Raw genomic sequence first — 12,497 nt, 5'->3', positions numbered from 1 at the left:
TTTTTGCCAAATGGCAAAACAAGAAGACATTTTTAAAAAAGTAATTTCCCATGCAAAGGAGTATGGATATGTATTTCAATCTAGCGAAATATATGATGGTTTAAGCGCTGTATATGATTATGGACAGAACGGTGTAGAACTTAAAAAGAATATTAGAGAGTACTGGTGGAAAGCCATGGTACAGTTAAATGATAATATTGTAGGATTAGATGCTGCAATATTTATGCATCCCACTACTTGGAAAGCTTCTGGCCATGTAGATGCTTTTAATGACCCTTTAATAGATAACAAAGATTCTAAGAAAAGATATAGAGCAGATGTTTTGGTAGAAGACTATGTTGCCAAAATTGAAAATAAAATTGAAAAAGAGGTTAAGAAAGCTCAAAAACGCTTTGGAGATAATTTTAATAAAACACAATTTTTAGCTACAAACCCAAGAGTTGTTGAGTATCAAGAACAAGTAACAAGTATTTTAAAAAGACTAGGGCAATCTTTAGAAAAAGAGGATTTAGCAGATGTAAAAAAACTTATAGAAGAGTTAGACATTGCTTGCCCAATGTCTGGTTCTAAAAACTGGACAGATGTTAAGCAGTTTAATTTAATGTTTGGAACTAAATTAGGAGCCAACGCAGAAACTGCAATGGATTTATATTTAAGACCAGAAACTGCGCAAGGTATTTTTGTAAACTTCTTAAACGTTCAAAAAACTGGGCGTATGAAAATACCTTTTGGAATTGCACAAACAGGAAAAGCTTTTAGAAATGAAATTGTTGCAAGACAATTTATTTTTAGAATGCGTGAGTTTGAGCAAATGGAAATGCAATTCTTTATTCAGCCAGGAACGCAAAAAGAATGGTATGAAAAGTGGAAAGAAAATAGAATGAAATGGCACCTATCTTTAGGAATGGGAGAAGATAATTATCGTTTTCATGACCATGAAAAACTTGCTCACTATGCAGATGCAGCAGCAGATATAGAATTTAGATTTCCGTTTGGTTTTAAAGAATTAGAAGGAATACATTCTAGAACAGATTTTGATTTAGGAAGTCATGAAGAATTTTCAGGAAAAAAATTACAATATTTTGATCCCGAATTAAATAAGAACTATGTTCCTTATGTACTAGAAACATCTATAGGTTTAGATCGTATGTTTTTAGCAGTTTTTTCTAATTCTTTACAAGAAGAAGAGTTAGAAAATAATACTACAAGAACAGTTTTAAAACTTCCAGCGGTTTTAGCACCAACTAAGGCAGCAATATTGCCATTGGTTAAAAAAGATGGTTTGCCAGATATTGCACATGGTATAATAGAAGATTTAAAATGGGATTTTAATGTAACGTATGATGAAAAAGATGCTGTTGGCCGTAGGTATAGAAGACAAGATGCTAATGGAACACCATTTTGTATTACAGTAGATCACCAAACTAAAGAAGATAATACGGTAACTATTCGTCATAGAGATTCTATGGCACAAGAAAGAGTTGCTATTGCAGATTTAAAAGCAATAATATCTAAAGCGGTAGATATGCGAACTTGGCTTTTAAAAATGAAATAGTATAAACCTATATTATATTAAAAACTCCATTAGCTTTTTTAAGGCTGATGGAGTTTTTTGTTTAAGAAAAATTTTAGATGCTATAGCAAACAAAGCATCAAATTATTTTAAAGATTAATTTTTTTAAAGATGGAAGCAAATTTTTTTGAAGGTTCTTTTACAAAAGTTAATTTTTCATTAGTAAAGGGGTGGGTAAATACTAAAGAATAAGCGTGTAAGTAAAGTCCTTTTCCTTTTAATTTCAGGTCTTTTAAGAAATAAGTTTGATCTCCTAAAATAGGATTTCCAATGGTAAGTAAGTGTTTTCTAAGTTGGTGTTTTCTTCCAGTTTCAGGAGTTAATTCTACCCAGTTTAAAGAAGCAAATCTATTAGAGCTAACCCTTTTAATTACTTGGTATTTTGATATAGCTTTTTTACCATCAATGAGTTCCGAAATTGCACCAAAATCTTGCATTTTTCCAATAGTAACTGCTATATAGGTTTTGATTATTTCATTATTTTCAAATAACTTATTTAAAGCAATAATACTAGTGCTTGTTTTGCCTATTATGAGTAAACCCGTAGTAGGGTAATCTAATCTATGTACAGGTTTTGGAGCAACTGCATCGGGTAAATTACTTTTAGTTATGTTTTGCTCTAAGGCATTTACAATAGTTTTAAAAGAATTACCGCTAACAAGAATGCCAGGAGGTTTATTAATTATAGCTAAATAATTGTCCTCATAAACCACCTCTAAAGAGAGAACAATTTTTTTATGTTTTTTGGTGTTTTTGTCTTCTAATAAAGTTATTTTTTCTGTGCCATAAATAAAGGTTGCAGTTGTTGCTATTTCTCCGTTTACAAGAACGCATTTTTTTTTAATAGCTTTTTTTAAGGCAGATTTTGTTACAATAGTTTTGAAAATACCAACACCGTATTCCTGTAATCGTAAAGGCTTGTCTAAAATTTTAGCCGTATGCGATTCTAGAATAGGTAAAGATTGCATTTGTTAAAATCTAAAACCAATAGATAAGCCCGCGCGGAACATAAATGTATTCTGAAAGTCTTCTGGATTTATATTTCTTCCTAAACCACCACTAAGTTCAACGGTAAATTTATCGCTTCTGGTAGCCCATTTATAACCACCTCCTAGGCCTAGTGCTGCGGTACTATAATCTTTGTTTCTTACACCAAGTGCACTTGCAGCATCTTCTACTTCATCTTCACCAGTATAGTATAAACCAAAAGCTTCTGCAAACACACCGCTTTTAGGATTATAGCCAAAATAAGCTCTAACATTTGCCCCTAAACCAAAGTTTCCATTATAATCATCGCTATCACCATCAAAATGCATAGTAGCTCCTATACTAGTGTCTTCATTTATATAATATTCATACGAAATTTCGGCACTGGAAGTAATTAAGAATTGACCAATGTTAAATTTTATTTCATGAATATTGTCAGAATTAGAATAAGCTTGCGCTACTATAAAATTAGAAGATAGAATAAAGATTGCTATTGCAATTATTTTTTTCATTGGGTAGTGTTTAAAATAAAAAGCAAAAATAGGGTATTAAAATTTTATAAATAGACTTTAGGTCTTTCCTATTTTGTTACTTTTATAGGCATAATATATAAAAATGAAGATAGTATCCTATAACGTAAACGGCATAAGAGCAGCATTAAAAAAAGGTTTTATAGATTGGCTACAGGCTGTAGACCCCGATGTAATATGTTTGCAAGAAATAAAAGCGAATAAAGAACAATTAGATTTAGATATTTTTGCAGAAGCAGGATATTCTTATAATTATTGGTTTAGTGCAGAGAAAAAAGGATATAGTGGCGTTGCAATATTAGCAAAAAAAGAACCAGACCATATTGAGTATGGCACTGGTATAGATTATATGGATTTTGAAGGGAGAAATTTGCGTGTAGACTACGGAGATATTTCTATAATGAGTATGTATTTGCCTTCTGGCACTAATTTGGATAGGTTAGAGTTTAAGTTAAAATATATGGCAGATTTTCAAGAGTATGCCAATGAATTAAAAAAAGACCATCCAAATTTAATTGTATTAGGAGATTATAATATTTGTCATGAAGCTATAGATATTCATGATCCAGTTAGGAACAAAAATGTTTCTGGTTTTTTACCTGTAGAAAGAGAATGGATAGGAAATTTTATAAAGAGTGGTTTTATAGATAGCTTTAGGCATTTTAATAAAGAACCCCATAATTATTCTTGGTGGAGCTACCGCGCAAATGCCAGAAACAATAATAAAGGATGGCGTTTAGACTATGCTATGGTAAGTTCCTCTTTAGAAGAAAGATTAAAAAGAGCTTTAATTTTATCAGAAGCTAAGCATAGTGATCACTGTCCTATTTTAGTCGAAATTAGTAAATAGGTAATTTTTTAATACTTATTAAAAAGGGTCGCAAATTGCGACCCTTTTAGTTTATTGTTTATCTGTAAATTGTAACATGACCCACAAACTCTCGATCATCATTTTCACCATTTAGTTTAATTACATACCAATAATCTCCTGAAGGTAAATCTACGTTTTCGTAGGATCCATCCCAATTACCTTGTTTTACAAAGTATTTAACTTGTCTACCGTATCTATCATAAATTGCACCCCAAAGATTAGGGAAACCTTCTACATTTTTAATTACCCAAGTATCGTTAAACCCATCTCCATCAGGAGTAAAGAAATTTGGAATTTCAATGTCTATATATTCTAAAGGAATTTCTATACTAGCTTCACAACCTTTACTGTCTATTACTTTAGCAGTGTAAACATCGGTATGGTTAATATACTTTTTACCGTCAGGACTAATTTCATCATCAAAATAATACGTGTAAATACCATCTCCGCCAGTTGCTTCTACAATTATTTCGTTAATACCAGCAGGTTTGCTAGTTAAAACTAATTGTTGTTGCGCTTCCACAGAAAAGTTTTTAACTTCAACACATCCTGTACCTAAATGAACAATACTTATAGTATGATCACCAGAAGAGATATTTGTAAAGATAGCTTCTGCTTGCGCATTTGCAACATCTGGATTATTTGGGTTAGCATCATCTAAATCGAACACAATTTCTGCGGCATCTAGATTTTCATCATTAAATAGTACAGATGCACCATAAATAGGTTGCCCATTACTACATTCATTTGTTATTTCTACAGTTGCAGAAAGGTCAGAGCCAACTTTTACTTCTTTTACTAGAACAAAAGGACAGTTGTTAGCATCTTTAAGATATATTTCATAGAATCCTCCATCTAGATTATCTAATGTTAATGTAGATCCACTTATTGTAGTAAAACTATCTGTAGGACTAGTAAGGTTGTATTGGTATGGGGCAGTACCACCAGTTATTTCTACTTCAATAAGTCCATTATCATCACTAGAGCAAACTTCATCTTCTATTCTGGTTACATTTGCTAATAAGGCAGCAGTTGGGGCTACAATATTAATATTGTCTACTGTAACTTGGCAACCATTAGCATCCTGAACTAGTACACTGTAAGTACCACCTGATAACCTGTCAAAAGTATTATTGTTAACTGCCTTTTTTGGATTAGAGGAAATAATATATTGGTATGGTCCATTACCGCCACTTGCAGAAATTTCTATAGTTCCGTTATCTTCGCCAAAGCACATAACATTTGTACTTCCTTGTAAACTAGCAGAGAGTAATGGAGGTTCATTTATTATAATTTCTTCCGAGTATTTTTCACAATTAGTGCCTCCAGTTGCTAAAATCCTATAATTTCCTTGCCCTAATCCTTCAAAAGTACCAGAGTCCTGAGGAGCTCCTTGTAAAGTTCCGTTAACTTCTAGTTGGTATTGATAGCCACCTAAACCTCCAGTTGCTTCTGCAATTAAAACGGCATCCATTTCGCCATTACAATTAATGATTGTATTATCATCATTTACTGTTATATCTAAAGGTTCTACAACATTTATGGTTCGTATAACGGAAATAGGGGAAACACAATGTTTTGCAGGGTCACTATCGCGAGCTAAAAACTCATAAGTTCCTGGAGCTAAAGAACTATATACCTGTTGTGTACTCCAGGCAGTTGCATCTGCAGCGGGTTCTATAATTCTATATTCATACGTTGTACCTAAAACACCACCACTAGCGGATACTGTAATTTCTCCTGAATTAGGATCACAGTTAGGTTCTTGGCTTATTACGCCGTCAATTTCTATTTCTGTTGGATCAATTAAAGAAATAGTAGCCGTTGTAGTATCACAACCAGAACCATCTTGAACAGTAACGGTATAGTCTCCTTCAAATAAATTAGAAAAAATATTACTAGATTGTGGTAAACCACTAATTCCTGTTGTTATATTCGTTAAAATGTATTGGAAATTAGTGTGTCCATTACCAAACTCTCTAGTAGCAACTACAGTAATTTCTCCATCATTCGCCTCTGTACAAGATGGGTTAGTAGCTGATATATTACCTGAGGTTACTGTTATAGAATCTATCTCAGGAATAGTAATTCCTGGTATTACTTTAGTACACCCATTTGCATCTCTTATGGTCAATTCATAATTTATAACAGATGTTAATCCGCTAAACACATTATTAGCATCAAAAGATTGTAATGTTGTACCAGAATCTGCATTTACTAATTCAAATTCGTAAGTACCCCATCCACCTACTGGTGTTGCTGTTATTTGCGCATCCATACCTGGAGAACAAGTTAGATCATGGGTTGTGGCATAGGTAAAATCTAAAGGCTCCGAAGGGCTTTGTATAGATATAAATTCTGATTTTACATGACAACCAGTGTCGTTATCCGTAGCTACAACCACAAATGTGCCTGCTGGTAATAAGCTATAAGAAATAGGTGTAGTAAGTGTGCTACTAGCTACAGAATGTATAGGAGTGGTTGTATTATTTACATTATAAATCTCATAACTAAATCCGCCACTACCAAAACTAGAAACTTCAAAAGAAAGTTCTCCGTTAGATTCTCCATGACAAGTAATGTCATTTACCTTAGAAGCACTTACCTCTATAGTATTAAAAGGAGCTATTTCAATTTGTACTTTCGTAGTACAACCAGTATCATTATCTGTAACTAAGAATGAATATGTATTTGGTTGCCCTCTTTCAATGGTAACAGTTGTTCCAACAACAGTTACATAAGCCGAAGCACTTGGCTGTTCTACAATACTATAATTCGTAAAACTTGAAGGAATGTTAATTTCATATACTCCATCAGTAACACAATTCATCACCGTTGATGTTGTCATAGTAGCAGAAATTTTAGTTGCTGCATCAACAGTTACATTTTCTTGGATTGGACATCCATTAGCATCTATAACATCTAAAACAATGTTTTGAGATGTGGTTTTGTAAGGAACCTCAAAAGAAATTGCTGTACCTGCAATAGAGCTAAAACTATTACCATTATAGCTAAATTTATATGGTGCTGTACCACCAGACACTGTTGTTTCTACGGTTGCCATTCCTAATTTATTGTCTGCTGTACATACAAAAGCAGATACTGTTGGAGTAGTTAAAGAAACTGGGGCAGATGGACCACCTACAACTATTCCTGGTAAATTTTGAACACAATTTTTTGCGGAACGAATATCTACATTATAGGTGCCAGCCGCTAATCCATCAAATAGATTAGAGGTTTGGTACGTACCTCCATTTAAACTATACTCATAAGTTACATCTAGGTTATCTACTCCGTCTATTTGTTTTATTATAATTTTTCCATCGGTATCTCCAAAACAAGTAACAGGAACAGTTGTATCTGGCTCAAATTGTGGGTCTACGGGCATTATTAATTCTAATGCAGGAGAATCTTGAGTTCCACAAGTATTGTCTAAATCATTTACTTTATAAACATAATTTACATTTGGCTCTAATCTTGTAAATACACCAGTAGTATTTGTTTCTTCACCAGGGGCATAAGATGCAGGAATAGGACTAATAGTAAATTCAAAATTTCCTGAGCCACCATAAGCAGAAGCTAACATTTCTCCATTATCCAAAGAGACATCACAATCTACAGTCTTAGTAATTTTAGATTTAGCCACTAGTTGCGGATAAATATGAATGTTTTGCGTATCTGAACAACCATTTTCATCACGAACCACTAAGGTATGGTTTCCAGGTCCTAAAGTTTTTGTGGCTGTAGTGGTAACTTCGCCATCCCAAATATAAACTGGATTTGTATTTGTTGGGTTAGTACCAGGTTGTGTTAATGTTGCCACTACATTATACAACTCATTTGTGGAGGTACATCTGTCGGTAACATCTATAGTATCTATAATAGGTTCAGGGTCTTGGGTAATAGTAATCGGTGTTCCTAATCCTTCAACACAACCGCCGCCGTCACGAACATATACTTGGTATACATTGTTTGCGCCATCATACGCAGTAGGTGTAATGGTTTTGAAATTATCAGGACCAAAATCTGCATCTACAGGAACATTACCATCTACAACAAACGCGTATTCATACTCGTGCCAACCAGTTTGGTCTAACTTGTTTCTAATATTAAAATATTTTTGGTCATCCCACCCTCCTTTAGCAGTTACTGCTATCTGAGCACCTATATTACAAGTGGGTGCAACATATTGATCTAGTTCTAATTTTAGTTTAGATTTAGGTCTATAGATTAAGAACCTATTACCAGATTTACATCCAGCCTCTGTAGTTACTTCTACTACATACCAAGCTAATTTTAATCCAGTTAAATCAATTTCAATATCTCCACCAGATCCTCCATCATTAGCTGTTCCACTTCTTCTAAAAGAAGGAATCCAAGGATGTGAATCGTGTACAGAACCTCTATCACTTGTATGCCTAATATTCCAACTTACTGTTTGTGTTCCATCTAAATCGTTGTCTCCTGCTCCTTTTATGGTAAATTTTACTTTTCCATCAGAACCAGAATAACATGATAAACTTTGTGGAGTAGAAATTACATCTATATTATTATTAGGCGCTTCTGGGGTATGCACAACGCCTAGACTTCGCCAACGTTGACAACCTGTATTCATATCTTTTAATACAATGGCATATTGTACGCCAAATAAAAGTCCACTAACTCTTAAATCTCTTTCAAATCCGACAGGGTCAGAATCTAATCCTAAAACAGGGTTAGAAGGATCGTTAAATTCTCTCCAAGCAGGGGGGTTATTTTCATCATAAGGCCATATACGGTACTGAAATGGACCAACTAATTCCTCTCCAGGTAATGTTGAAGAATCTGCAGGGTCACCTCCTACTTCAATCTCAAAAGAAGCTCCACTAGCACAAGATTGCTCTAAATCAGCTTCAGGTTTTTGAATCCATGGTAAAGGAGGTTGTTCAATTTCGTATAAATCAGATTCGTATATACATCCTTTTTCATCTTCTATTTCTACATAAAAATGATGTGGCCAATACATACGAATATCATAATCATCTGTTGGGTCAGACATATCTACATTTTTATACTCTCTGTATGTCCAATATCTAGCTGTGCCTGCTGCATGTTTAATAGGGTCATTTACTCGTATTAGCCTTATAGTTACTAATCCAGTTGCATTTTGAACATTAGTTATATTAGTATTTCCCCATTCTGTTTTAGTTCCTGAGCATGTAATATCAGTTTTTGTAACATCTGCTGTGATAGCAGCTTCCGCACCTACAATAACTTCTAATCCTGTTAATTCACAGCCTAAAGCATCTTTAATACCATAGTTATATGCTTGCGCATCTAAATTAGTATATACTGTTTGCGTAGAATATGCACTACCATTAAAACTATATAAATAAGGAGGTGTTCCTCCAGAAGCTCCTAATTCTACAGAACCAGTTCCAGTTTTCCCACAAGCAGTGGGAGATTGATCGTGGTTAGGAATTAAATCTGGTGCTTTCTTTACATCTACAGCATCCGTTATAAAGCTACACCCTTTATTATCTGTTACAGTAAACGTATATAAACCCTCTGTTGCAGCATTATACGGCATAGTAACAGGTGTTGGGTCTCCATTTACGGTATAAGTATAAGGCGGATAGCCTTCTTCAGGGGTTACGTTTATTATAGCATCTGGTGTAGTACCACAACCTAAGGGTTTTGTTATTTGCGCAAGAGCAAATAATTGTCCACTAATTTTTGTGTCTGCTACTATAGTTTCGCAACCGTTAGCGCCAATTACTTTTATAATATTATCATCAGGCGTTATGTTGCTTAATGTAAAAGTACCTCCAGTAATTGGTGTTGGAGTTCCGTTGTTTACGGTGTAAAAATATGGAGCTTCCCCTCCAGAAACATCTATTTTAAGCTCTCCTTTAGTAGTGCTACTGTAACAGTAATTAGATGCACTTTGGTCTACTACAGAAATTGGACCACCGTTATCTTGTAAGTCAAAAGTTTGGGTATCTATAACACAACCATTAAGATCTTTTAATATAATAGTATGTGTTCCAATTTGTGTTAAACCAGTTATGGTTTTATTGCTTTGTGCAGATGTTGTAGTATTATCGGGTTGTAAAACGGCATAGTTGTAATTACCCCAACCACCAGAAGCTTCTACAGTTACAGAACCTGGAGAGCCACAATTCATATGCGATACATTAAAAGAATCTAGTGATAAAGCCGAAGTGGGAGCTTCTACAGTTTGCGTTTGTTCAAATTCGCACGGACCAGAAGTGTCTTTAATTTTTATGGTATAAGTATCTGCAACTAAGCCAGAAATTATAATAGGAGATGTTGTTGCTCCAGTTATTCCTAAACCTGTATCTATTCCAGAACTATTTTCAACCAGTACATCAAAAGAAGTATTAAAATTAGTAATATCTACTTCAATTTCTCCGTCTGCTGTTCCCGGAGCAAAACATGTAACATGCTTTTTCACGGTGGTATTTGCAGTAAATTTAATAGGTTCTGGAACGGTATAGTTTCTAACTATTTTACAACCATTATCATCTACCTCAAAAGTATAGGTTCCTGGAGCCAATGCTGTAAAAGTATCTCCTGGACTATTAATAGTAGATGGAGCTGTAATTTGGTAGGTATAACCCGACCCGGTACCATTTTCAATAGAAAGTTGTACATCTGTTTCTCCAGTAGAGCAATCTACGTTACTAGTAGAAAAAATAATATTTGTAGGATTGGAACCTCCGTTTACTGTTTGGTTTACTGTGGTGGTACATCCATTGGCATCTTTAACTGTAATAGTATAAGTTCCTGCACCTAATCCTGTTATAGTAGAATTGGGTTGAAAATCTACACCATTTGTACTATATTCAAATGGGGCAGTTCCTCCTGCAGTAACTGAGGCTTCTATTGTAGCAGAACCACTTGAACAATTTATTTGTTGTGTTACAGCAGCTGAAGCTGTGAAAGCTGTGCTTGGATTTACGGTTACTGGGTTTGTAGTAACATTACAAGAACCACCTGCTTTTTCTTTTTTTATGGTTACGGTATAAGAGCCACTTGCCAAATTACTAAACACATTAGAAGTTTGAAAAGTGCTACCATCTATACTGTAAGAGGTTGAGTATCCTTGACTATTTGTAATATCGACAGTGATACTACCATCATCTGTACCATTACAAGTAATTGCTTTTGGGGTTATAGTATACGTTATTTCAGGTTCTATTATAATATCTACCGGAGAGGAATCAACTTCGCAATCACTATTATCTTTAACACTTACAGTATAAGACCCAGCGGTAGAAATAGGGATAGTAGTTTGGTTTCCAGAAGTAAATGCGTTATATGTTGTGCCACCATCTAGGCTATACTCGTAAGGGGCAGTACCACCTGTTGGTGCTACGGTTATAATACCATCTGTACAATCTATATTTTTAGTAGCAATAGCATTAGGCTGTATTGTTTCAAAAACGGGAACAGTAATAGATGCTGTCCAAGAACAGCTAGATACACTAGATAAGGTTACATTTATATCATAGTCTCCAGAATTTAAATCGGTAAAAGTATAGGTATTGCTAGATGTTGGTCCTGAAGAACCTATAGGGCTACCTCCTTGACTAATTTCATATATATAACTCGATGAAGCATCCGTTAAATCTATTTTAATTCCGCCTTTAGTTGTATTACATGTTATAGGTAATATAGTTGATGTTGCGTTAATACTATTATTGTTAACGACAATATCATCTAAATTAAAAATACAACCATCTGTAATGTTTTTGTTTCTTATTTTAACGGAATAATTACTTACTGTGTTAATTGGGAAGATATTAGAATCTTGCCAAGAAGCCCCATTGTTAATACTATACTCATAACTACTAGGAACATTGTTAATGGTTATGTTTCCAGGAGTAGAACAATCTATATTTGTAACTGCCGCATTTGGATTTAATCCATTAGCATACACATTAAAATAAAAACGTTCGGAAGTATTATCTGTATATCTTACAAAAATTCTATATTCTCCACTTTCAGAAACACTATATTGTGTGTTTGTAGATACTTGATTCCAAGTACAACTTGTAGACGTATTTGGGCAATCTGTTTTTGAAATAGCACAACTAGTACTTTGTAGTTTAGACCATATTACTTGACTTAAGTTTGGAATGTTTAATGTCAAAGTTTTTTCTGCATCTGCCCCGCAAAGATAAAATTCATGTAATTCACTATTATCATCAGAACAGAAAACTACATTGTCTGAAACTCCAGTAAGAGGGTGGGTTCCTGCATAATTTTCGATATCCTCATTAGTGGATAAGTTGTTATTTTTCGGATTAAAGACTGCTGGTAAAACATATCCAAATAAAGAAGACCCTACTAAAATTACCATTAGTAGTGTTAATGTCTTTTTACGGTCTAAGACATTCTTAAAGATGTTCATAAGTAGGCTTTTTTAGCTGTTTGGTTAGCAATTTCACCTAGTTTTTGGGGCTATTTAGTGAAATAAGGTATTAAATAACGTTCTAAAAACGATTTTAGTATACATAATTTGTAATGC

Annotated in this window: 5 protein-coding genes; 2 read left to right on the top strand and 3 right to left on the bottom strand. The window is 34.0% G+C overall.

The genetic code is table 11. From position 1 onward, the window contains the following. The first annotated feature begins 10 nt into the window (after positions 1-10). The gene (locus Q0820_RS12340) at positions 11-1,555 is read left to right on the top strand and encodes a glycine--tRNA ligase (protein ID WP_298487950.1); all 1,545 of its coding nucleotides are present in this window, start codon (positions 11-13) and stop codon (positions 1,553-1,555) included. A 107-nt stretch (positions 1,556-1,662) separates the two neighbouring features. Here Q0820_RS12340 and Q0820_RS12335 read toward each other — a convergent pair whose 3' ends face one another. Together Q0820_RS12335 and Q0820_RS12330 are read right to left on the bottom strand one after the other, a co-directional pair. Further along, positions 1,663-2,541, bottom strand: coding sequence for an RluA family pseudouridine synthase (locus Q0820_RS12335; protein WP_298487949.1), 879 nt, complete (start codon positions 2,539-2,541; stop codon positions 1,663-1,665). A gap of 3 nt (positions 2,542-2,544) precedes the next feature. Then, positions 2,545-3,072 (bottom strand): hypothetical protein, encoded by a 528-nt coding sequence (locus tag Q0820_RS12330; protein ID WP_298487948.1) that lies wholly within the window; start codon positions 3,070-3,072, stop codon positions 2,545-2,547. 103 nt (positions 3,073-3,175) lie between these two features. On the opposite strand from Q0820_RS12330, the gene Q0820_RS12325 reads away from it, so the two are divergent. Then, the gene (locus tag Q0820_RS12325; protein WP_298487947.1) at positions 3,176-3,940 is read left to right on the top strand and encodes an exodeoxyribonuclease III; all 765 of its coding nucleotides are present in this window, start codon (positions 3,176-3,178) and stop codon (positions 3,938-3,940) included. A 58-nt stretch (positions 3,941-3,998) separates the two neighbouring features. Here the strand turns inward: Q0820_RS12325 and Q0820_RS12320 are convergent, their stop codons facing one another. After that, on the bottom strand, positions 3,999-12,380 hold the full coding sequence (locus tag Q0820_RS12320; protein ID WP_298487946.1) for a T9SS type B sorting domain-containing protein: 8,382 nt from the start codon (positions 12,378-12,380) through the stop codon (positions 3,999-4,001). Between the last annotated feature and the right edge of the window lie 117 nt (positions 12,381-12,497).

The organism is uncultured Maribacter sp., from assembly GCF_947495965.1.
In the GTDB taxonomy this organism is placed as follows: domain Bacteria; phylum Bacteroidota; class Bacteroidia; order Flavobacteriales; family Flavobacteriaceae; genus Maribacter_B.
This window is presented reverse-complemented; position numbering and strand designations above follow the sequence as displayed.

Bases quoted from the DNA above. Each gene is read 5' to 3' on its own strand.
- Q0820_RS12340 (WP_298487950.1), top strand. From the start codon at position 11: ATGGCAAAACAAGAAGACATTTTTAAAAAAGTAATTTCCCATGCAAAG.
- Q0820_RS12335 (WP_298487949.1), bottom strand. From the start codon at position 2,541: ATGCAATCTTTACCTATTCTAGAATCGCATACGGCTAAAATTTTAGAC.
- Q0820_RS12330 (WP_298487948.1), bottom strand. From the start codon at position 3,072: ATGAAAAAAATAATTGCAATAGCAATCTTTATTCTATCTTCTAATTTT.
- Q0820_RS12325 (WP_298487947.1), top strand. From the start codon at position 3,176: ATGAAGATAGTATCCTATAACGTAAACGGCATAAGAGCAGCATTAAAA.
- Q0820_RS12320 (WP_298487946.1), bottom strand. From the start codon at position 12,380: ATGAACATCTTTAAGAATGTCTTAGACCGTAAAAAGACATTAACACTA.